The 21845-nt window shown below is 51.3% G+C and carries 17 protein-coding genes and 1 pseudogene; 13 read left to right on the top strand and 5 right to left on the bottom strand.

Annotation, left to right across the window (positions count from 1 at the left end):
- Complete coding sequence (locus ACVBEF_RS00760; protein WP_447122028.1) at positions 1–192, bottom strand: hypothetical protein; 192 nt, start codon at positions 190–192, stop codon at positions 1–3.
- On the opposite strand from ACVBEF_RS00760, the gene ACVBEF_RS00755 reads away from it, so the two are divergent.
- Both ACVBEF_RS00755 and ACVBEF_RS00750 read left to right on the top strand, forming a co-directional pair.
- Positions 187–753, top strand: coding sequence for a hypothetical protein (locus ACVBEF_RS00755; protein ID WP_447122027.1), 567 nt, complete (start codon positions 187–189; stop codon positions 751–753). The genes ACVBEF_RS00760 and ACVBEF_RS00755 overlap by 6 nt on opposite strands.
- 306 nt (positions 754–1059) lie before the next feature.
- Entirely contained in the window at positions 1060–2265 is a 1206-nt protein-coding gene (locus ACVBEF_RS00750) for a PepSY-associated TM helix domain-containing protein (protein ID WP_447122026.1), read from the top strand.
- A 4-nt stretch (positions 2266–2269) separates the two neighbouring features.
- On the opposite strand, the gene ACVBEF_RS00745 is transcribed toward ACVBEF_RS00750, so the two are convergent.
- A complete protein-coding gene (locus ACVBEF_RS00745; RefSeq protein WP_447122025.1) occupies positions 2270–2719 on the bottom strand; it encodes a type IV pilin protein in 450 nt (149 codons plus the stop codon).
- Positions 2720–2743: 24 nt separating this feature from the next.
- Positions 2744–5863 (bottom strand): pilus assembly protein, encoded by a 3120-nt coding sequence (locus ACVBEF_RS00740; RefSeq protein ID WP_447122024.1) that lies wholly within the window; start codon positions 5861–5863, stop codon positions 2744–2746.
- Between ACVBEF_RS00740 and ACVBEF_RS00735 the strand changes: the two genes are divergently transcribed.
- From ACVBEF_RS00735 to ACVBEF_RS00725, 3 genes are read left to right on the top strand one after another with little or no spacing between them, the layout of a single operon-like run.
- Positions 5837–6745: a DUF2345 domain-containing protein gene (locus ACVBEF_RS00735; protein ID WP_447122023.1), complete on the top strand. Its 909-nt coding sequence runs from the start codon at positions 5837–5839 to the stop codon at positions 6743–6745. The two genes, ACVBEF_RS00740 and ACVBEF_RS00735, sit on opposite strands and share 27 nt — an antisense overlap.
- 33 nt (positions 6746–6778) lie before the next feature.
- Positions 6779–8974, top strand: a complete 2196-nt coding sequence (locus ACVBEF_RS00730; protein ID WP_447122022.1) for a hypothetical protein — start codon at positions 6779–6781, stop codon at positions 8972–8974.
- A complete protein-coding gene (locus ACVBEF_RS00725; RefSeq protein WP_447122021.1) occupies positions 8971–9504 on the top strand; it encodes a hypothetical protein in 534 nt (177 codons plus the stop codon). Before ACVBEF_RS00730 ends, ACVBEF_RS00725 begins: the two co-directional genes overlap by 4 nt.
- A gap of 147 nt (positions 9505–9651) precedes the next feature.
- On the opposite strand, the gene ACVBEF_RS00720 is transcribed toward ACVBEF_RS00725, so the two are convergent.
- A complete protein-coding gene (locus tag ACVBEF_RS00720) occupies positions 9652–10599 on the bottom strand; it encodes a LysR family transcriptional regulator (protein ID WP_447122020.1) in 948 nt (315 codons plus the stop codon).
- A 169-nt stretch (positions 10600–10768) separates the two neighbouring features.
- Here ACVBEF_RS00720 and mdcA point away from each other — a divergent pair, with 169 nt between their 5' ends.
- From mdcA to madM, 7 genes are all read left to right on the top strand, one after another.
- A complete protein-coding gene (gene mdcA, locus ACVBEF_RS00715) occupies positions 10769–12442 on the top strand; it encodes a malonate decarboxylase subunit alpha (RefSeq protein ID WP_447122019.1) in 1674 nt (557 codons plus the stop codon).
- 2 nt (positions 12443–12444) lie between these two features.
- Positions 12445–13305, top strand: coding sequence for a triphosphoribosyl-dephospho-CoA synthase (locus ACVBEF_RS00710; protein ID WP_447122091.1), 861 nt, complete (start codon positions 12445–12447; stop codon positions 13303–13305).
- A 12-nt stretch (positions 13306–13317) separates the two neighbouring features.
- The gene (locus tag ACVBEF_RS00705) at positions 13318–13641 is read left to right on the top strand and encodes a malonate decarboxylase subunit delta (protein ID WP_447122018.1); all 324 of its coding nucleotides are present in this window, start codon (positions 13318–13320) and stop codon (positions 13639–13641) included.
- Positions 13642–13644: 3 nt separating this feature from the next.
- Positions 13645–14496 carry a biotin-independent malonate decarboxylase subunit beta gene (locus ACVBEF_RS00700; protein WP_447122017.1) on the top strand — a complete coding sequence of 284 codons (852 nt, stop codon included), beginning with the start codon at positions 13645–13647 and terminating at the stop codon, positions 14494–14496.
- Positions 14493–15323: a biotin-independent malonate decarboxylase subunit gamma gene (gene mdcE, locus ACVBEF_RS00695; RefSeq protein ID WP_447122016.1), complete on the top strand. Its 831-nt coding sequence runs from the start codon at positions 14493–14495 to the stop codon at positions 15321–15323. Before ACVBEF_RS00700 ends, mdcE begins: the two co-directional genes overlap by 4 nt.
- A gap of 81 nt (positions 15324–15404) precedes the next feature.
- Entirely contained in the window at positions 15405–15803 is a 399-nt protein-coding gene (gene madL, locus ACVBEF_RS00690) for a malonate transporter subunit MadL (protein ID WP_447122015.1), read from the top strand.
- A gap of 13 nt (positions 15804–15816) precedes the next feature.
- Positions 15817–16581, top strand: coding sequence for a malonate transporter subunit MadM (madM, locus tag ACVBEF_RS00685; protein ID WP_447122014.1), 765 nt, complete (start codon positions 15817–15819; stop codon positions 16579–16581).
- Positions 16582–16683: 102 nt separating this feature from the next.
- Here the strand turns inward: madM and ACVBEF_RS00680 are convergent, their stop codons facing one another.
- Positions 16684–19014 (bottom strand): hypothetical protein, encoded by a 2331-nt coding sequence (locus ACVBEF_RS00680; protein WP_447122013.1) that lies wholly within the window; start codon positions 19012–19014, stop codon positions 16684–16686.
- A 765-nt stretch (positions 19015–19779) separates the two neighbouring features.
- Here ACVBEF_RS00680 and ACVBEF_RS00675 point away from each other — a divergent pair.
- A pseudogene (locus ACVBEF_RS00675) lies at positions 19780–21171 on the top strand (glycoside hydrolase family 18 protein); the annotation flags it as partial.
- Between the last annotated feature and the right edge of the window lie 674 nt (positions 21172–21845).

The raw sequence follows: 21845 nt of genomic DNA, 5'->3' as shown, positions 1-21845 counted from the left end.
TTATGCGTGATGTACAGCCAACTGACCCGTTTCTTGAGAAAAATCTACTGATTTTTTAGGTGGGTGCTGATTTCTTATAAAAAATTCAGAAATTTCTTTTTTGTTTTTATCGTATTCTCCCGGCTTAGGGGCTGCATTGCCCCTTCCTCTAAGGAGGATATTTTTCAAACGATCAATTGGAATTTTATGCAACTCAACACTCTGAATTTTAGCGCCATTATTTCTACTTTTATTGGAAGCACTCCTGGTAAAGCTGCTGGTAAGACGTTTCTGGATAGTTATGTATCTTCCTATGCCTGCTATGCTGATAATGACCCTGGTGCATCTGGCAGCTCCCCGGATTTTTTTGGCCCACGCAATTCCTCTGAAAATTTTAAAGCCAAGTCAGAAGTGCAAAGTGCCGTCGCCGCTACACACCATCGATTAGCTGACGCCAGATATCAGCAAGCCGATAACCTCTCAAACACTGCGGATAGTTACAGAACACGCGCGGAGCAGCAGACTACTTCTTCCGCTGAAGCCCAGAATCTTAATGAGTCGGCTCGCGTTCTGGATGTTGCAGCGGCAACTGTTGGAAAGCAGGGTGATGGATACAAGAAGGTAGCTAACGAGTATGACAAAAAAAGTAAAACAAATGACTGGTACTCTCAGCAAACATCCTCTTACTCCGCATCACCTTTTTCAAATCGCCACGATGATGGCCCCAACGCCAGCGGTGATGGTAATAACTATGGCAGAAATGACTGGCCCTGAAATGCTGTCGTACCCAGAGCGTAAAATGATCGAGCGACCAGCGTAGAAGAAAAAATCGTTGCACGAAAAAAATCCCTGAACCAGTCCAAAGCTGATTCAGGGATTTTTTTATGCGTGATGTACGGCCACCTGACCCGTTTCTTAAGAATAATCTGTGAGACTTTTCTATACGTAACGTTACATTAAATGCGAATGATAATGGTTATTATCTTCTATAATCATGCCGAATACATAAGTAAGTCCGCATAACGACCATCATTTGTACCTTTACATACCTCTCCAACACGTCTCTCAAGTCACGCCATGATGAAGAAAATTCTATTTCAATTGCATTGGTTTATCGGCATTACCGTTGGCACCATCTTGATGGTCGTCGGGCTGTCTGGCGCAACACTCTCGTTTAGAGAAGAGCTGCTGGACCTGCTCAATCCCGGCGTGATGACCTTAGCGACCAATCCCGGCACGCCCCTCACGCCTGAGCAATTGATCGAACGCCTGTACGTATCGTCTCCCTCCTTGCGGATTGCCCAATTGACCGTCTATGCCGATCCCCGTACGGCGGCGCGCGTCAATTTTGCGCCCGAACCGGGGGCCAAACGGGGCGAGATGCGGTACGTCAATCCGGCCACCGGCACATTGCTCCCGGCATTGCGGGGCAATGATTTTTTCCAATTTGTTGAGCGCTTTCATCGCTGGTTCCTCACTTCGCAGAACATGGGCCGCGTGCTTACCGGCTGTACTGCGCTATGTATGCTGGTGATGGCGTTGTCCGGGTTGTATTTACGCTGGCCCAAGCAGCCGCTGGACTGGCGCAACTGGTTCAAAGTGAACTTCTCGCTTAGCGGACGGGCATTTTTGTGGAATCTGCATTTGGTGCTGGGCACATGGGCCTTGGTGATGTATCTGGTGTTGAGTCTGACTGGTCTGTACTGGGCCTTTGACTGGTTCAAAGACGGCACCAATTGGATCGTGGGTGAACAATCGCAAACACGGTCTGAGGGTGCCAGGAAAGTCGCCAATGCTGAGTCAGCTGACGGACGACGACCAAAGCGCGACGGCGCAGCTAAAACTTCCCACGACGATGCGGGCAGCCCGACCGATCTGACGCTGACTTGGCAGGCATTTCTGCAAGAGACAGCAACAACCGGCGGCTACAGCACTGCGCGTCTGCGTTTGCCAGAAAAGACGGGTAAGCCGATTCAGATCAATTACCTTGACGCAAAACCTCCGCACGAACGCGCCCGCAATCAAATGCTGGTGCAACCGCAAACCGGCGCGATCAGCCAGCGCGAACGCTATGCCGACAAGTCTGCCGGCGGGCAACTCGTGAGCAGTATTTATGTGCTGCATCTGGGGTCGTATTTCGGTTTGCCTGGCCGTATTCTGATGACCTTGGCAGGCCTGGGCTTGCCGCTGTTCGGCATCACTGGCTGGCTGCTATATCTGGAGCGCAGACGGCGCGCAGCCAGCAAAAAACAACGCGCCATCGCGAGGATGACCCAGGCTACCTGACCTGCTACCAACAACCGGCAGTCGCGTTTGCGCCACCGCCGGAAACACTATTTGACTGCACACCAAGGTTATTGAGGCTGTAGGCATAACAGGCGTCTGCCGTCTGGTTGCCAGTTGGCGTGGCGGTGGCAGTAAAGTCCGTGGTCGTCACCTGTGTGACTGAGAGTGTGTAATAACTCGTGCCGCCGGAACTGACCGCGATCGGCAGCGCCGCGCCGTAGTTCAGGGCCGTGCCTGAAATCGAATAGACGTTATTGGTGGCGAAAAATTTTTCCTCCCGCGCGGCTAAGTCCAGCAGCGCATTTTTTGCGTCTGTGCGATGGCTCTTCAAGACATAGGTTTTATACGACGGCAAAGCGACCGCCGCCAAAATCCCCAGAATAGCGACCGTGATCATTAGTTCGATCAGGGTAAAACCGCTTGCCCTGCGTGGATGGAGGTGGTCATTGCGCATAGTTGGCTTTCTCTTTGGTAGTGATTATCGTAATTTCACCCACGTCAACCGACTGGCATTGCCGCTAGGCGGATTAACTTGCGTGATAACACCCTGACCTGAACCGGTCTGCTGTGCCATAGAGGTTTTTGCATAGGAGGTAAAGAATGCCGGGGTACCTGTGCCGCTCAATCCCAACCCGGCAATAATGGCCGAACCGGTCGGGACAAAACCAGCGTTAGCAGCAGCGCTGGCAAAAAATGAGCTGGTCGGCGCACCGCCCGTACCTGCCGAAATCGCCATCGTAAAACCAGAGGCTGGTTGATTACTGCAACTGAGCGTCTGATTAATCGTCGGAATGATGGTGTTGACCACAAACGTGCCGTAAGCCACGACCGGGTTATAAATAATCTGTTCGCTAGCCGTGGTCGAGGTTGTCGTCGAGAGCGGCAACTTCCAGCCAAACTGAGTATTGGTCCCCGTCGGGCAAGCCGTTGTTGCGGCCTGACCTGACCAGCAGACCGGGTTCTGGGTCACGGTCCGATAGCCTGAAATGCTCCCGCTGGTGCTGTTGACGGTCGTGATCGCTTGCGCTGCCAAGTTGGCTGTGGTGTACGTTTGCGGCGACGCCAGTGTGGCGTAATCGGTATTGCCCAATGCGTTCCAGGCGGTCATATTCCAGTCCCATATTCCATACAGCGATTGCGTGCCGCTGGTATAGGTTGCCGCGCTGGTGAGGGTTTGCGGAAATTGCTCCCCGGTCCCGAAGGCAATGATGATCCTTGGCAGACCCACAGCCTGCACCACAGAATTGACGGTCACGCGCGTGGTGATCGGTTGCCCGGCAGCGGTGGTAAACATTTTGCTGCCAGTGCTCCAATTGGCTGGCGTGCTACTAGTTAAATCAAAGCGCCACAGATTGCCCTGAAAATCGCCGGCATATAAATAATCGGTGACATGGTTGCCGTCCAGATCGGCAGAGGATACGTAGTCGATCCCATTTTTGTTGGTAGTACTTGCCGCGCCAGTGTTAAGGAACCGGAAACTGGTCGCGCCAGTGCTGTAATTGATCGTCATGATGTAGACGCCCGCAGTGCCAGTGGCGCTGTTATGCCCGTTGCCAAAAATCACCGCCCAGTTGCCGTCGTGCAGCCTGCGAATAATCGGTGTGCCGTAGACGCTGCCCAGACTGCTGGCGCATTTCACGGTGGCGGTGTCGTTGCTACAGGTAATGCTGCCAGAATTCCACTCTCCGATCACCTGCGTGGCTGCGTTTGCCTCTGCAAATTGAGTCGGATTGGTGATGTCTAAGGCGTAGATCACGCCGTTGGTCGTGCTCACGGTGTCATTGACAGTACCGGTGACGTTACCGCCCGCTCCCAGTCCACCGACCAACCATGTGTGCCATGCGCCGTTGTAATACAGGTCACCCGTGCCTGGCGTGGCGTTGACGTAATTGTTATGCGCATATTGCGGTGACGAGAAATCCAGATTCGTGGTCAACGAGGCTAAAGGAGGATGAATACTACTCACCACCGCGGCTGGCACGTAAGCGAGTACTTCCTTCCCATCGTTCGGCGTGCCCGTCGTGACGAACGCGCCAGCTGCATTATTGGCCCCGGCCCGAAAACCATGCAGCATGCCATCGTTGGCACCGACATAGACAATATTGGCGCGGGTGGCGTTATTGGTGCTGAAAGTGCTGTAAGTCGTGCCGAATTCTGGCATCGACGTTTGCGTCAGAAAGTCAGTCCCGGTGGCGGCATAACTCGACGATGGCGAGCCGACCCAGACCGGACTCGAACTCATGATGTCGCCCAAGACACTGTTACGTGCGCGAAACGGTCCGACACCCAGCGAAGTAATTTCATTGGTACGGTCGCCGCGCAAAAAAGAGGTCCTGGTAGAACCGTCGACGGTGCCGCCTATCAGCGTTGCCTGCGCAGTTGACAAGCTCGCATACTCAAAGGGAATCCCCGTGGTCCCATTCCAGCTCAACATCGCGCGCGCAGTCGGCGCTTGCACTGTGGTGGCAACGCCGGTGGCCGTACAGGCACCGCCGGTCAAGACGCAATTGGCGTCCCAGTTCGCCGTAGCACTAATCGACAGGTTGCCCGAAGTATCGGTCAGCAAACTCGATGCTGTCAGCTGACCCCAGGAATTGACCGGATGGTAGAGCGCCAGATACAACTGCGAGCCAATCTGCACACGCCCCGACTGCTGCACATTGGCACCCGCTGAATCGGTCGCTGCGTTAATTTGTGCGGCCTTAAAACACAGGATCTCATGCACGTTGCTGCCGCCACCCGTCCCGGATGTGAAGCCGAACAGAAAATTCGCTGGCAACGGGCCATTGCCAGCAGTAATCGACTGTTTTGTGATGGGATTGTTGGTCGCACCACCATTGACGTTATAGGAAAGACTCAGCAGTCCATCCTGCGTAATACTGAGTGCGTAGGTAAAAATATTGGCATTGGCGCGCAATGGCAGGTTCATGGCTTCCTGGTTGTAAAGCGCGGTGGTGTTGCTGTTGGTGCTGGTCACAGCGGTGACAGATGTGGATGAAAGGAAGTTGTAATCGGCCACCGCCTGCGTGGTCGAAGCCTGATTTTTAATTTTCTTACCATTGGCATCGGTAATGGTAGCGCCACTCCAGTTTTGCAAGAAGCCTGTCGAACAAGTATTTTGTACCGCGCTCAGCAAGTTAGCCGCACTTAAACTGCCTGGATAATAGCTTGGGTAAGCGGCATTTAATGCCGCCCCCGTGATACTGCCGGAACCACGTACGACAATGGAACCTGGCTGGCTGCCGGGACCGCTTGCAGTCGCATCGCCAGGGTTAGAAAAGTTACCAAACTCATCAATCCCTACCGCAAGATAGCCGCCATTGACCCCATCAGCGGGTGTCTTTCCCTGCGAACAGCTATACCCCAGACTGCCGCCAAAAGCGCCCGGCAACGGCGTTTTGCTGCCATCCATGAGAAAAAAAGCAATCCCGTCCGCACCCGAATTCTGACTACCGTTTGAATAAGCGTTACCCCCGTAAGTCACCGTCGAAAAGGTCACCTGCACGCCTTGATTCGTGAGTTGACCAAAGACGGCGGCAACAGCGCGCCCGGTCGCAGCAACCATTTCATCATGGACGACACCGAGGGAAACATTCAAACCCAACTCAAAAGCGACCATCAACATAGCCAGTTATCGCTAGGCCATATCACCCGCATTGACGGTCAGGTCGGGCGCAAAGATGGCCGTGGTCAAGGGTTTGAACTACGCACCGATGGCCATGGTGCGATCCGCGCCAAAGACGGACTATTAATTAGTACTGAAGCCCGTCATCAGGCCCAAGACCACATCACCGATCTCGGCGAAACTGCGCAACGCCTGATTTCTGCACAGAGTCATCAGGACAGTCTGGGCGCATTGGCGCAGCAACACGACGCACTTGATGCGGAGGATCACAACGCCATTGCCAGCGTACTCAAACAACAAAATGATGCCATCCAAGGCAGCGGCGGGGAGACGAAAGAAGGCCATTTCCCTGAATTGGCAGAACCGCACTTAATCCTCGCCAGCCCCGCCGGCATCGCCACCACCACTCCACACTCAACCCACATCGCCAGCGGTGAACATCTGGCCCTCACCAGTGGCAAAAATACCAGTCTGTCGGTCGGACAACGGCTAGTCGCCAGCGTCAAAAAAGGGATGCGATTGTTTACACATAAAGATGGCATCAAGGCCACCGCAGCCAGCGGCGATATCGATCTGCAAGCACTCAAAGACAGCATCAATCTGCTCGCCAAACTCAACATTACCCACACCGCCAATCGCATCACCATCGAGGCGAAAGAAGAGGTCGTCATTAATGGCGGTGGCAGCTTTACCCGTTGGAACGCGAGCGGCATCACTAACGGCACAAACGGCAGTTGGACGACACACGCGGCAGGCCATGCGCAGCTCGGGCCTCAAAGTGTGGAATCCCTATTGCCCGAGATACCGGCGATGCGACAAGAGACAGATCAGGCCGCTCCCCCCATATCGATTTAAGACACGCATCCCGATACAGCAGAAAGACAGCCCATGATCATCAGCCCACCTTTTTTACTCCCCAACCCATCGGATGCGCAGGACCTGCTCAACAAAGGACTGCAACCGGTCCACGCAAGACACGCGACGACCGGCGCACCCGAAGGCAATTTTCCGGTTAGTCAGAATTTGACATGGCATACCGGCTTGCATGTAAAAGCGCCACCGCAGCACAACGGACACCATCCGGTGCGCGCCATCGCTGGTGGAAATATCGTTTTTATACAAAAGCCCAGCGCAGAGGTAAAAGACCGTTCTCACGGTCAGACCTATAACGCCTTTGGTCCAGAAGTCAGCTGGACCGATAACGGCATGATCGTCATCGCCCACACCACCGATATCGGTGCCTCGGGTAATACGGCGACTAGCGTCACTTTTTATTCGTCGTATATGCACTTATCGACCATCGAGGCGACGCACCAGGTCGGTCAGGCTATCCGCCGCAAAGATATCCTCGGTCAACCCGGGCAAATATACGGACATAGCGGTCAACTCGAACTCGGTATTTGCTGCGACGCTGCCAATCTGCAAACCATCATCGGACGTGTTCCGCTCTGGACCGATCCGAAGTCCGCCCCGACTGACAACGGTCGCACCGACAGTGTCTTTGGTAAGGTCTATATTTACCTGCCCGACACCACGCCGATTCGGGCCAAGCCGCCAACGCACCATCTCCGCGGCAGCATCCATAGTCCCGGTCCGCTTCTCGGTAAACCGCTATGGGTCTCACTCGATTACCACGTCGCCCCCGGTAGTTGCACCATCACCAGCTACCACGTCAACGGACAAATCCTGCACCAGCGCGAGGACAAGGATGCCGAATACGACCTCTTCAATGAAGCCAACAAGCGCCACGCCAGCCTCCGTAAGTACGATGTCACCGACTCCACCCCCAGCGGCTGGTACGAACTCCTGCGCTTCGGCCGCAATCTCGGCACCGATCCGTTGCCACGAGAAGCCGTTCACTGGCGAAAAATCATGACGCCAGACGGCAAAGAGTATTGGGCCGATCTCAATACCCCCAGCAGTTATCAATTCAGCGATGCCGATTTTCTGCCGCAGTTTGGTTGGAACTGTTTCGGCGACGACGCTAAAGTCGACGATCAACGTTGTGACTCAGTCGATCTGAAATGCCTGATCCGCGACCCGACCAATCCCGAAAGCATCCTCGATCGCACCAAACTCGCTAAACGCATCGGCCATAAAGACGTACTGCCTAAACTAGCCCGGACTATTTGCAAATTTCCGTTCGAATGGGATCAGGACGGCATACTCAAACGTTACGCCTTCATACAAAAAGAGTTTCAACTCACGGATGAAAACTGGGAAAAAGTAAAACACCACCTCATTGCGATGAGCGTGGCGAATCTGCCTGATGCATTCAGGCAAGCGCAATGGCATTTTCATCCGGGGGAGTTTATTCGGCACTTTAGGAATTGCGGGTGGTTGAGTGAGGAGGAGGTGGTGCGGGTGGTGCGAGAGACTGTTTTTGATAAGAATGGCAAAGAGAGTGCACCTATCTTGCGTACAGATATAAAAACTCGCCTCCGCTCTGCCGCGGATAAGCGTCCCGCCAATCTGTCTCCAGCACTACAAAGAGCTATGCGCAAATATGGGATTACTCAGACCCATCGGATCGCGCATCTTTTTGGACAACTAGCGGCGGAAACAGCTCGTCTGACATATATGGTGGAACTCGGCAAAGATAGTTACTTTGATATGTACGAACCTGTTGCAAATAAAACTAATAAATTAGGGAATACTTTAAAGGGGGATGGTAAGCGTTTCAAAGGACGCGGCCTACTTCAACTTACTGGACGTGAGAATTACACTCATTACGGTAAATATAAAGGAAGGTTTTATTTGTTGGATGAAGATGTCGAGTTACTAACTACGGATGCCAATCTGACGTGCGATGCCAGTGGGTTTTTCTGGGTATCGAAGCAGCGATATAGATATGGGGCGAAGAACGAGTATGTTTTATATGGAAAGGCAGGGATTAGTTACTGGGCTGATCTGGGCGTTACTGAAGAGGCGACTTTTCAGGTGACAAAATGTGTTAATCCCGGAGGTAAACATTTTAAGGACATTCGTTGGCCGTGTTTTGAGCATGCCTGGTATGTTCTTAATGATGCGGTAACGCCTTCGATGAATTTTAAGCCTGTCTCAAGTGAGAGTAATAAAAAATGAATAAGGCATTATTTTTAATATTATTTCTGATTATCCAAAGCTTCTCAGTTCATGCTGCTGAAGAGGAGAAATTTTCCTACTGTGGTGGAAATTTAAAATTTTATATTCCTACATTGTTTAATAAAAAATTAATTGAAAAACAAGGTGATCCTTATACGTGTAAATATGGATTTATCGTAACAAATAAAAAAGGTAATATAAAAACAAAAGTTGACGTTTCACAAATCCAGTGGATTACTGATTTAAATTTTTATGATGAGGAATATATTAAGCAATTTGAAAAAAAAGGATTGCGTCATTTTTTTTCAATTTATCAAAATATTAGTGTGACTGGAACAACCACTGTTTTGAGCCACCGTTGGGTGAGTGATATGGGTGTTTTAAAAAAGATTGAAAAGTCCTTTTACTTCGGGAAGGAAGGTAGGATATTTGCAGCTGATATTTATAGTGCAGATCCAAAAAATCCTGATGAAGTGTTATTCATGAGCGCTTTAGAGCAGTTGTTTCTTTCTATGGAAATTGACTGGTAACGATAATCGTTATTATCGTCATTCTGAGTTCCTAAAAATAGCCAGTAATTATATAAAATTACTGGCTATTTTTTTATGGAGATGTAGAGATTAAGTTGATCCTGTGCATCACGCTGCCTCTGATTTTGTTGCGCTCATCTCGGCCCATCACAAAAAACCCGCACTCTTCCCATCATGCCTCCCATACATCCGACACTCCGCCGCCAGTGCCAACAAATTAGGGTCCCGCTCCCGCGCTTTCGGTAGCAGCAACGTAATCCGTTGTCGCGCACCATATTTCGATGCAAGCGGAATGAGTTCGATGTGCGCGCTGAATTTGCCCACGCGGCCCGGTAGCAGGCTGTAGCCGATACCGCCGCTGACCAGATTGATGAGCGAAAAAATATCTTGCACGCGCATGCTGATGTCGGGTGCAAAGCCAGCTTTCTCAAAACAGAGCGCAAAGTCTTGTGAGGTTACAAAGCCTTCTTTCAGGGTGGCGAATTTTTCGTTCCGTAAGTCCGGCAAGTCGATGGATTTCTTGCCTGCGTAGGGAGAGTTCAGCGGCGCGGCTAAGAATACGTCGTCATCAAAGAGCGGCACGGCGATTAAGGCTTGATGGGTTTCCGGATCGTTCAAATCGTTTTCTTCGTGCAAACCGATCACGATGGCGTCTAGCCGTCCATCCTCAAGTTGCTGTATCAGATCGCGATTCGAGCCTAGCGTGAGATCGATATCAAGCGCTGGTTTGCGTAGTTTTAACCCGATCATCAATTGCGGAATACAACGCAGTGTGAGGGAATAAAGCGAGCCGATCTTGAGACGTTTGGCATTAAATCCGGCGGCTTCCTGTACTTTTTGTACGCCTTCTTCGCAGGCATTTCTGGCTCGTTGCGCGTAGTCGGCAAAGGTGTAGGCCGCTTGCAGCGGAATCAGGCTGCGGCCTTCGCGCTTGAACAGCGGGCAGCGCATCGCTTCTTCCAATGAATGCAACGAACGATGCACGCTGACGATACTTTGTCCCAGCATTTCGGATACGCGTGCCATGTTGTTGAGTTTCATGAACGCCAGAAATACTTCCAGTTTCTTGAGCGTGATTGCATCGTCGATGGCCATATCTTCTCCGTTTTAATTCATGTATTTTTGGTGTTTATATGCCATCCTGAGTATTGCATATTAGCGCGGAATCATTACTCTCAAAGTAATAATGCGACGTTAAGGTTGATTGAAGTGTAGCGTGGTTGGTTTAATGTCATTCGCACCATGATTCAATACCGGAGTAGAGATGCAAGCTCAACAAACCCCCAAGCGCCCGCTTGATCCGAAGTGGAGCAAACGCCGCACTGAAAAGCAGCGGCGCTTAGCCTCGGTGGCGCATCTGGCCGATGGCCCGGTGTTGCGCAGCGCCGATATCGTCGCGGCCTTGCAAATCCTGATTTCCTCCGGGGATAGGGTGGTGCTGGAAGGTAATAACCAAAAGCAGGCCGATTTTCTGTCGCGCTCGCTGGTGCAAGTTGATCCCGCCAAGGTGAACAATCTGCATTTGATTATGCCCAGCGTCAGTCTCCCCGAGCATCTGGATTTGTTTGAGCGTGGCATTGCCCGCAAACTTGATTTTGCGTTTGCCGGTGCACAAAGTTTGCGGATATCCCAGCTATTGCAAGACGGTGTTTTAGAAGTCGGCGCGATCCATACTTACGTTGAATTGTATGGACGACTGTATGTCGATCTGACCCCGAATGTCGTCCTGGTGGCCGGTTTTAAAGCGGATCGTCAGGGCAATTTGTACACCGGATCGAGTACCGAAGACACCCCGGCCTTGGTGGAGGCGGCGGCTTTCCGGGACGGTATCGTGATCGCCCAGGTCAATGAAATCGTCGATGATCCTGCCGATCTGCCGCGTGTGGATATTCCTGGTTCATGGATAGATTTTGTGGTCCAGGCCGATAAACCATTTTTTCTTGAGCCGCTATTTACCCGCGATCCGCGCCTGATTAAGCCGGTGCATGTACTGATGGCGATGATGGCGATCCGGGGCGTGTATGAGCGCCATCAAGTGCAATCCCTGAATCATGGGATCGGCTTTAATACGGCTGCGATCGAACTGATCTTGCCAACCTACGGCGAAAAACTCGGCCTCAAAGGCAAAATTTGTAAAAACTGGACCCTCAATCCGCATCCGACTTTGATCCCCGCGATTGAGTCCGGCTGGGTCGAGAGCGTGCATTGTTTTGGCGGTGAGCTGGGGATGGAAAATTATGTCGCGGCACGGCCCGATGTGTTTTTTACCGGCAAGGATGGATCGATGCGGTCTAACCGGGCGCTGTGTCAGTTGGCAGGGCAATATGCGGTCGATTTGTTTATCGGCTCGACCTTGCAGATGGATGGCCTCGGCAATTCGTCCACCGTCACGCGGGGACGGTTAAGCGGCTTTGGCGGCGCGCCCAATATGGGTCACGATCCGGGCGGTCGGCGTCATCCGACGCCGGCGTGGCTGGATTTGATTGAGACCGATGATCCGTTAGCGCGTGGCAAAAAACTCGTCGTGCAAATGGTCGAAACCTTTCAGAGCGGCGGTCAGCCGACCATTGTTGAAACCCTCGATGCGGTGGCTGTTGGTAAAGAATCCGGCATGCCACTTGCGCCCATCATGATTTATGGCGACGACGTGACCCACGTATTGACGGAGGAGGGGATCGCTTATTTGTACAAGGCCCGCTCGCTGGAAGAACGTAAATTGATGATCGCTGCGGTCGCCGGTGTGACGCCGATTGGCATGCATCACGATCCGGCAACGACTGCCAAATTACGCAAGGATGGCCTGATCGCCTTGCCTGAGGATATGGGCGTCAATCGCAACGAAGCCACGCGTTCGCTACTCGCAGCTAAGAGTGTGGCCGATCTGGTGACCTGGTCGGATGGCTTATACGAGCCGCCAGCAAAATTCAGGAGCTGGTGATGATGGCCGTTGCGGACGTTGAATGTACTGTCAAGACCGTAGCAATCTCATTTGCCGAACATTTAGCCGACAGGGCGGTTGCGGCCTTGATCGATGAAGTCACGCTGACACCCAAACCCGGTCTGGTCGATATGCGCAGCCGCGGCGCGCATCGTGATTTGAACTGGAGTTTGATGTGCCATTCGGCGTGGGTCTTGCATCCGACTTTTTATGCGATGGCGGCAGCCGGGCAGACTATTGCAGACGTCATGCTATTACGTGAGTCTATCGGTCGGATCGGACGCGAAGGCGAAGCCACAATGATGGCCGCGACCGGCGGCGTTAATACGCATCGCGGGGCGATCTGGGCATTGGGTTTGCTGGTCAGCGCGGCGGCACAAAATCAGCATGCATTGGGTGCTAGCGCTGTCACTAAGCGCGCGGCGTTGCTGGCACGTTGTCAGGACCGGTTTGCGCCTGTTATGACTGGAAATAACGGCGAACGTGCTTGCCAGACCTATGGCGTTGGCGGTGCAAAGGCACAGGCGCAAGCAGGTTTTCCGCACGTAATAAAGGTGGCGCTACCACAGTTGTTTCTTAGCCGTGCACGCGGCGATAGCGAGAGCGCGGCACGCCTCAACGCTTTGCTGTCCATCATCGCCGAGCTCGATGATACCTGCGTGCTGTCTCGCGGTGGTGTCGCTGCGTTGGATGCGGTGCAAGCCGGTGCGCAGCAAGTGTTGGCATTGGGCGGCGCCGCAAGCGTGCAGGGAAAAATTGCTTTGCAGCATTTTGAGGATGACTTGCTGGCGCGCCATGTATCGCCGGGCGGGGCTGCGGATTTGTTGGCGGCAACCTTATTCCTTGATCAACTGGATAAATAAAGAGAGACAACGATGGAAAAGATTTCGTATGAATTCGTAGCAGGCCCACCGGCGACAGACCGTGTATTAACCGGCGTAGTCGGTTCTGGTGACTTGGAAGTATTGGTTGAGCCGCACACAGCAGGGATCACAAAGATACAGGTCAACACTTCTGTAGACGGCATGGCCAGCGTATGGGAAGCATTATTACGCCGCATTTTTACAGCCGCATTATTACCAGCTATGCAGATGGAGATTAACGACTTCGGTGCCACGCCGGGCGTGGTGCGTATGCGTATTGAGCAAGCATTTGAAGAGCTCGGTGTCGCCAACGCTGCAACTGTTGAGGGGGCATAGGCGATGAACACAGAACAATTACTCCAGCGCGAGAGCTTCATTGAGCTGTCCGCACGTAGCAGGGCGCAGGCCTTACTTGACCCCGGTTCGATGCGTGAGTTGATCGGTCCGTTTGACCGGATGCATTCCCCCTGGCTGGCGATGCAGGGCGTGGTCACCCAGTCGGACGATGGCGTGGTGGTGGCCAAAGGTACTTTCGACGGTCAGCCCTATGTGGTGCTGGCGATTGAAGGGGCGTTTCAGGGCGGCAGTCTGGGCGAAGTGGGCGGGGCCAAGATTGCCGGGGCGCTGGAACTGGCGGCCGAAGATAATCGCAATGGCATTCCAACGGGCGCTGTGATGTTGTTTGAAACCGGCGGCGTGCGTTTGCAGGAGGCCAATCTGGGACTGGCTGCGATTGCCGATATTCATGCGGCGATTGTTGATTTGCGCCGCTATCAGCCGGTCATCGGCATTTCAGCGGGGACGGTCGGTTGTTTTGGCGGGATGTCGATTGCGGCAGCTTTGTGCAGTTATCTGGTCGTCACAAAAGAGGCCAGAGTGGGATTGAATGGCCCTGCGGTGATCGAGCAAGAAGCTGGCGTTGCCGAGTACGACTCACGCGATCGGCCATTCATCTGGCGTTTCACCGGTGGTGAACAACGCTTTGCGTCTGGTCTTGCCGATGCCTGTATCGAGGACGATAGTGCGTTGATGCGCACGACGATGCGTGAATGTATCTTGCGCGGCGTGCCGACTAAGCATCGCAGTCAACAGTCGCAGCAATTTCTGGCTTGTCTGGATCATGTCGATGCCAGCGTGCAAGCGACGCCAGAGATGGTGCGCAGTATTTATCAGAAAGGGTTGTCATCATGAGCGTAGCTATTGAAAGTCGTGGTGCCATCTGGTTTGCAGCGCTGACCGGCAACGCGCCGCACCATCCCGGTTATGCGGCGTCGGTATTGGTAGTAGATGCTGATCTGGCAGGGCGACCGGCGCGTTATATCGCCGTGGTTCCTGACCCTGAGAACCGGTTCCCCCGCGTGCGCAACGGCGAAATCGGTTTAGTCGAAGGTTGGCAGTTGGCGCGGGCGGTACAAGAGGTGATTACCGCGGACCATGCCAGCGATAACAAAACCCCGATAGTCGCCGTGATCGATGTCGCCAGTCAGGCCTATGGCCGCCGCGAAGAAGGCTACGGGATTCATCAGGCGTTAGCCGGTGCTGCCGATGCCTACGCCAGTGCGCGACTGGCCGGTCATCCGGTGATCGGCTTGATCGTTGGCAAGGCGATGTCAGGTGCATTTCTGGCGCATGGTTATCAAGCTAATCGTTTGATTGCCATCAATGATCCTGAAGTGATGGTGCATGCCATGGGCAAGGCATCGGCGGCACGGATTACATTGCGTTCGGTGGAAGCCATGGAAGCGTTCGCGGCAAAAATTGCACCGATGGCTTATGACATTAAGAGTTATGCGTCGTTGGGTCTGTTATGGCAATCCCTGACGTTGGCGCATCCAGATATGCCGGGCGCGACCGAGCTTGAGACCGTGCGCAGCAGTTTGCACGCCGCGCTGGTGGATATTGCGGCCGATCCGGTGCGCGACTTGCGCAGTCGTTTGGGTGCGGAGAATCGGCAGGCTTCAGCCAAAGTGCGCACGATGTTGCGTGCGCAGTGGAAGGAGCAACTGTCACTGGTATAACGAGCCAGATCGTATATAAAAAATTAGCGATAAAGCTAAAACACCTTCAGACAAATACTGAAATCCTCATAGGAGACAAGCATGATTATTTACGGAACCGCTTTACTGGCGATCTGCCATTTACTAGGTATATTTTTAGGCGATTTGTTAGGCCATTTGATCGGCGTCAAAACCAACGTTGGCGGTGTCGGTATCGCCATGCTGCTACTTATTTTTGCCCGGCTTTACATGCAACCGCGTGGCTTGTTACCGAAGCCGACCGAAGCAGGCGTCGGTTTCTGGGCTGCGATGTACATCCCGGTAGTTGTCGCCATGGCGGCCCAGCAAAATGTCGTTGCAGCATTACGCGGCGGACCGGTAGCGCTATTGGCAGCATTAGGTTCGGTAGTCCTGTGCGCCTGCTGTATCGCCTTGATCAATCGCATGGAACCTGCAACGACGGAAGATCCGTTCGCAGCCGATCCAGTGCCAGTAGCTTAAACGGGAAAACATCATGCTAGAAATTTTTGAAAAAGCCGCGTTACAAAACGGCTTGGTCGCCGCCTTTGCCATCGTCGGCGTTGTCGTCTTCGTATCAAGTTATCTTTCACGGTACCTGACCTTAGGCCGCGTCCACGGCTCAGCGTTTGCGATTTTGATCGGCCTGATATTGGCGTACTGGGGCGGCATTCATAGCGGCGGCCAAAAAGGCTTAGCCGATATCTCATTATTCGGCGGCATCGGCCTTATGGGCGGCGCAATGCTACGCGATTTTGCGATCGTTGCCACCGCATTTGAAGTACAGGCCACCGAGGCGCGCAAAGCCGGATTGATCGGCGTAATAGCGCTTCTGCTAGGCACCGTAGTGCCGTTTATCGTCGGCGCCAGCGTAGCCTATGCTTTCGGTTATTCAGACGTAGTAAGCATGACGACGATAGGTGCCGGCGCGATTACCTACATCGTCGGACCAGTAACGGGAGCCGCGATAGGTGCCAGCTCTGACGTGATGGCCTTAAGCATCGCCACCGGTTTGTTGAAATCGATTATGGTGATGGTCGGCACTCCCCTTGCTGCCCGTTTTCTGGGACTGAAGACGCCCAGGTCAGCGATGGTATTCGGTGGTCTGGCAGGGACCGTCAGCGGCGTCTCGGCCGGACTAGCGGCAACCGATCGACGTCTGGTCCCCTACGGCGCGTTGGTGGCGACATTTCATACCGGGATCGGTTGCCTGCTAGGGCCGTCGGTATTATTTTTTGCGACTAAAGCGGTGATGGGGTAGGGCGGGTAATTGTGTCGGAGGGACTAAAAAAGCGACGCATCAGCGTCGCTTTTTGGATGCATGGAAACCAATCCTAATGCACAGGGGCCGTCTGGTTGCAGCTTATTTCTTGAGCACTTTTACAATGTGATCGACTGTCTGCTCATGCCCACTATTACTGCGCACACGTAGCTTGAGGGTGATAGTGGTGTTGGTTTTTACATTGGGAGCAGTAAAGGTCAGATTTGCACCATTTCTTTTAAACTTAGTAACGTTGCGGGGAATGATCCAGAAGTATTCCAATGGGGCGACTACATTCAAGTTGCGCTGAGAAGCAGACAACTGCACCTGCTCACCAGAATCGACGGTAGCCGGACCTTCCGTCTGCGTATTGGGTGCATACACCTGTTTTTTCACGTTCAAGGTACGCATTAGCGTATCGGTTTTTTGTCCGTCGCTAACAATCACCTTGAAGGTGAACGCAGTATCTTGTGCCAATGCTGGGGCGAGAAAGACTATCTTGCCACCGGTTACCGTGACATGAAGACCTTCTGGAAGGCTCCATTTGTAGCTTAAATTGTTACCTGTCGATTTCTCTGCAGACAAGACCACCAACTGATCGGCATGAATAATGGACCATGCAAATGGTCCTTCCAGCCTTGCCTGAAGCGGGTACGCCCGCTTCAATGCTGTCAATGTGTGACTGACCGTCTCTGTCTTGCCACCGCTACTGACTTTTACCTGGACGGTGATGGGGGTATCTTCTGACGGATTAGGGGACGAGATGTTAATCAAGCTCCCAACTGCCTTGTATCTCAGGTTTCCAGGAATAATCCATTCATAGCGTAATTGAGCACCATTTGATGCGCTGGAGTTTGCCGCAGACAGGTTCACGGAACTACCGTACGTTAAGCTGGCAGGCCCTTCGAGTTTTGCATCAATAGTCAACTCAGGGACCACCTCTTCCTTCTCGGACTCATGTCCCGTATTCGCAGCATTGCCACCGACCTTGCCCCAAGGAGCCGCCAATGGACTGCCGTCACCGTCGAAAGCAAGTAGGCCGCATTTGTCGCTGTTATCTTTGCATGCTGTGGCGTATACCTCGCCATGTTTTCCCAGGTTGACTGTACGAATACCTGCACCAATCTCCACAGAAGTTTTAGCGAGGTTTTCATCCGTAATTGCCTCGTATTGATAGCGCCATTGCTCTTTGCCATTGCTGTCTAATGCATGCAAATGACGTCCGGCGGTGACATAAACGATGCCATTTTTGCTGACCGTCACGCTGACGTTGGCGGCGATAGAGGCGCTGGGTGGTAGTAATTCAGCGGGCTTGAACTCCCATAGTTTGGTGGCTTTTCCGGTGGGGTCTTCCTGGTTCAGGGCGAAGGCATAAACGGTACCGCGATAGGGGTCAACCATATAAGCGGTATTGCCTGCAATTACCGGGGATTGCATGGCATTCTTTTTCGCTACACCAACAAAGTTTCCGAACTCAACATGTGTGGTGACCTGCTTGCCAAGTGTCACCCCAGCAGGAGCTGACTGGAGTGCCGCTATGAGTAAGCCATCCTCTTTTTTATACGTCGTTCCCAAAAAATATAAGCGATTATTGAGAATGGCGGGAACACCAGCTGCAACATAGGCTTCGAGTGCGCCGGTACGTTCTATTTTTCCTTCTGTATTTTCAAAAACGGTTTCAATTGCTCGCGCGTTTTTATTGTTGAAAAATTCCGGTATGTAGTTGGTAAAGTAGGGGCGTCCTTGTTCGTCAATAACCGGTGCATAGGGGGTGATATCCGGATCGCACATATTGGCACCGGGAACTCCTTCTACACGCCACTTTTGATCTCCGCTTGATGAGAATGCGTAGAAGACAGGTGTCCCTTTTTTGTCTCCCTTAGGGTCTTTACAGCCTTGCAGATAAATGGTTTCACCATCTTGGCTGAGCGCGGGCATGCTGAGTCGGCCATCATCGAGTTCAGGACTTTTCCATAAAACCGTTGCACCAACAACATTAATTGGTACGGCGATTAATGATTTACTCATCGTGGTGAAATAGGCGCGTTGATTTTTTTCATCAAAGACAGGAGCTGACCCCGCTTGATCTGAAATAGTCGTATAGGAATTGCCTATGCCACCGCTTGTGCCATAGTCAATTAGTTGGCCAAACATACTGCCCTTATTTGGTGGTACATGCAGCATCGTGCCCCATAGTCCAGCATGAATTTTGCCTTCACTATCGATTCCGACACCGAGAGTCTGGATACTCAGCCGGTCATGGCCAGTAGGAGGTTTAACTAAATTCGAATTTTTAATATTTGTGTCAAAGGCCCATTTTGGTTGTTTGATTTCAAGGTTACTTTCTGTTGCAGTGGCGGTATTTGTCAGAACGGCCATGATGGCGACCAGACCCAGAGACCCAGCGAAAGGGATGTTATTTCGAAATTTCATTGGTTATCGCTTCCTGTATTTTTTGAATGGGCGACTATCTTTTTCTAATTAGAATTAGACTAGTAATCAGTAGTGCCGATTGTGTGTCGTGGGCGGAAAATATTGGGACATCTGAAATAAGCTAAACGCTAGCGCTAAGTTAGTTTCAGCGCTGCGATTATAGAAATTTAATGTGATGAAAAATATGAGAAACCGCTTGGTTTTATTGCTGATTTTTCTCTATTAAAAGATAGAAATTTCTATGGAAAAATATTGATTTTCACGAAATAGTCAAAACGTCAAAATGTCAAAAAAAAGGTTGCAGATTTTTATCTGCAGCCTTTTTTTTTGTGAACGGATATCAATTTTCGGCGTTACATTAATCTGTTAGTTGCGCCAAGTCGCTCGCTATTGCAAGCGCGGTATATGCAGATGTATTGCGCGCTTTACTTACTGAAATTTCGTCATCTCTGTCAGAACAATCTTATAGAAATTCGCCGGACTGGCGTTTAGCCTGCCATCTCAATAGAGACTTTTTCTCTGTCAATTTTAGATAAATCTTCTTTACAAATGAGATACCTCTGATGTTTCGCCTTTCCCTACATCCCTACACTCCTTGCTTCAGATGAGTGCGGTAATTGAAAACATCTTTGGAACTCCGATTGCACAGTTGATGCAGCGCTTGAATGTGCCGGGTGAGAAATGCACAGCACAGATGTATTCAATATCCAATCCACCTGTGTTTTGGAATGAACCTTTATCAACATTTTTATTGGATAAAAAAATATGAAAAAATCAATGATGCGACGGACTGTATTGTCCGCATCTTTATCTGGCTTGATGCTATTCGTAATAACCGGCCAGACCATGGCTGCAGCACCCGTCTTCGATTATGCGAACAGCACATCCGGACTGACTACGGTTGTCATACCGAAGAATGCTCAGAAAAAAATGGATGCTGAACCGGTGCTTAGCCGGCACAGTAACGATATCGTGGGTGGATATGTTTCAGAATGGTCGCAATATGATCGCAAGTTTGATCTGGAAACCTTAGAGCCGACTGCCTATAACCATCTGGTCTATTCGTTTCTCGGTATTTGTGGCGATAAAGGTAGTAAAGCAGGTGTTGTCGCAAAGGCCTGTACAGAATTAGGGCTGAAAGAATTTCAAATCGTACCTTTGGATCTTTATGCAGGATTCCAGAGTGCGATTAGCGACAGACAAAAAAAGCAGAATTGGATTAGCGCATACGATGGTGTCTCACCAGAAAATTATAAAGCTCTCAACCTTGGTAATACGCGTGGATTGATGGGGCAGTTGCACTGGATGAAGCAGCAAAATAAAGATCTGAAAATTTCCGTCAGTATTGGTGGCTGGACACTTTCTGAGCCCTTTCACCGTATGGCGGCGAATCCGGAAAGTCGCGCAATATTCATTAATTCTGTGAATGATTTTGTCAAAAAGTGGCAACTCGATGGAGTCGATGTTGATTGGGAATTCCCAGGTCATGGTGGAGAGTCAGGTATAACTTCTGGTGCGATCGATGGTGATAATTTTGTTCTATTGGTAAATGAACTCAAGTCTGTGTTGGCAAAAAATATCAAGATTTCAAGTGCCGTGGGTGCAACCAAGCAGTACATTGACTTGGTTGGTGCTAAAAATTACGTCAAGCTAGGTGAAGCGCTGGATAACATTTACCTGATGAATTATGACTACTGGGGTGCCTGGTCGACTAATCTCGGTCATCATTCCAACCTTGTGGTGCCTGAGGGATCTCCAGACGGAGCCAACAGTGCAGTTAATGCGATTAAATTACTGGCAGAGGCGGGTGTTCCAAAGCACAAGATCGTTCTGGGTGTCGCTAATTATTCGCGTGGTAAACAGGGAACGATTTCTGATATGAATGATCCTTCTTCTGCGACCGGAGTGACCGCTACACAGGTATTCGGCACCTACGAGGCAACGGTATTAGAAGGCTATGATCTCTTTGGAAATCTTGTCGATGCTGATCTGAAGGGTAAAAATGGCTTCAATTTATATACTGATCCAGGCTATAACGCAGATTATTTCTACAATGCAAAATCCAAGGTCTATTTCAGTATTGACACGCCACGTACAGCCTATATGAAAGCGAAATACGCGAAAGACAATGGGCTTGGAGGCGTTTTTGTCTGGACCGTTGAGCAGGATTATCTGGGACATACAGTCAATGCGCTCAATGAAGGTCAGGGGCATAGTATTGATAGTATTTATACAGATAAAGAAAGACGTGAAGCTATTTATAAAACATGTGGTGTCAATTTGTCGAAGGATCAGTGTGAGCAGCTTTTGAATGGTGAGTCACCAGATCCCGAGGAAGAAAACGAAGTTCCGCTAGCCCCTGAGGCTATCGTTGGTAGCGATCTCAATCTTATTTCAACATCTGATAACTCTCGCACCTATAAATTGGATGGTAGCCAAAGTAAGAATGCTGCGACCTATCAATGGAAAAGTATGCCCGGCAATCCTTTTCCAGTCCGTAAAGGCAACTCTGCGATAGCTGAGTTCGTTGTCCCCAGAAGTACTGCGATTAGTTCGACTGGGCATTTTTATGAGCTCACTGTTACCGGCAAAGATGGCAAGCAATCGACCGCGAGGATCAAAATCAATGTTGCACACCCAAGTATGACTGTGACCGGCCCTAAGTCTATTGATCAGGGGCAAAAGATGTATTTGACTGCGGAAACAAACTTTGCTCAGGCGACGAGTGGCAGCGCATTAACTTACCGTTGGAATGTTCGTAATTTCAATGGCGGCAAAGAGGTCTTGCAAGCGACAGGGCAGCAACTCGATCTATCGACTCTGGCGGCAGG

The sequence above is a fragment of the Glaciimonas sp. GG7 genome, from assembly GCF_052976905.1.
This window is presented reverse-complemented; position numbering and strand designations above follow the sequence as displayed.

Excerpts from the sequence above, each read along its gene's own strand:
- ACVBEF_RS00755 (WP_447122027.1), top strand. The coding sequence starts at position 187 with ATGCAACTCAACACTCTGAATTTTAGCGCCATTATTTCTACTTTTATT.
- ACVBEF_RS00750 (WP_447122026.1), top strand. The coding sequence starts at position 1,060 with ATGAAGAAAATTCTATTTCAATTGCATTGGTTTATCGGCATTACCGTT.
- ACVBEF_RS00745 (WP_447122025.1), bottom strand. The coding sequence starts at position 2,719 with ATGCGCAATGACCACCTCCATCCACGCAGGGCAAGCGGTTTTACCCTG.
- ACVBEF_RS00735 (WP_447122023.1), top strand. The coding sequence starts at position 5,837 with ATGGACGACACCGAGGGAAACATTCAAACCCAACTCAAAAGCGACCAT.
- ACVBEF_RS00730 (WP_447122022.1), top strand. The coding sequence starts at position 6,779 with ATGATCATCAGCCCACCTTTTTTACTCCCCAACCCATCGGATGCGCAG.
- ACVBEF_RS00725 (WP_447122021.1), top strand. The coding sequence starts at position 8,971 with ATGAATAAGGCATTATTTTTAATATTATTTCTGATTATCCAAAGCTTC.
- ACVBEF_RS00720 (WP_447122020.1), bottom strand. The coding sequence starts at position 10,599 with ATGGCCATCGACGATGCAATCACGCTCAAGAAACTGGAAGTATTTCTG.
- mdcA (WP_447122019.1), top strand. The coding sequence starts at position 10,769 with ATGCAAGCTCAACAAACCCCCAAGCGCCCGCTTGATCCGAAGTGGAGC.
- ACVBEF_RS00710 (WP_447122091.1), top strand. The coding sequence starts at position 12,445 with ATGGCCGTTGCGGACGTTGAATGTACTGTCAAGACCGTAGCAATCTCA.
- ACVBEF_RS00705 (WP_447122018.1), top strand. The coding sequence starts at position 13,318 with ATGGAAAAGATTTCGTATGAATTCGTAGCAGGCCCACCGGCGACAGAC.
- ACVBEF_RS00700 (WP_447122017.1), top strand. The coding sequence starts at position 13,645 with ATGAACACAGAACAATTACTCCAGCGCGAGAGCTTCATTGAGCTGTCC.
- mdcE (WP_447122016.1), top strand. The coding sequence starts at position 14,493 with ATGAGCGTAGCTATTGAAAGTCGTGGTGCCATCTGGTTTGCAGCGCTG.
- madL (WP_447122015.1), top strand. The coding sequence starts at position 15,405 with ATGATTATTTACGGAACCGCTTTACTGGCGATCTGCCATTTACTAGGT.
- madM (WP_447122014.1), top strand. The coding sequence starts at position 15,817 with ATGCTAGAAATTTTTGAAAAAGCCGCGTTACAAAACGGCTTGGTCGCC.
- ACVBEF_RS00680 (WP_447122013.1), bottom strand. The coding sequence starts at position 19,014 with ATGAAATTTCGAAATAACATCCCTTTCGCTGGGTCTCTGGGTCTGGTC.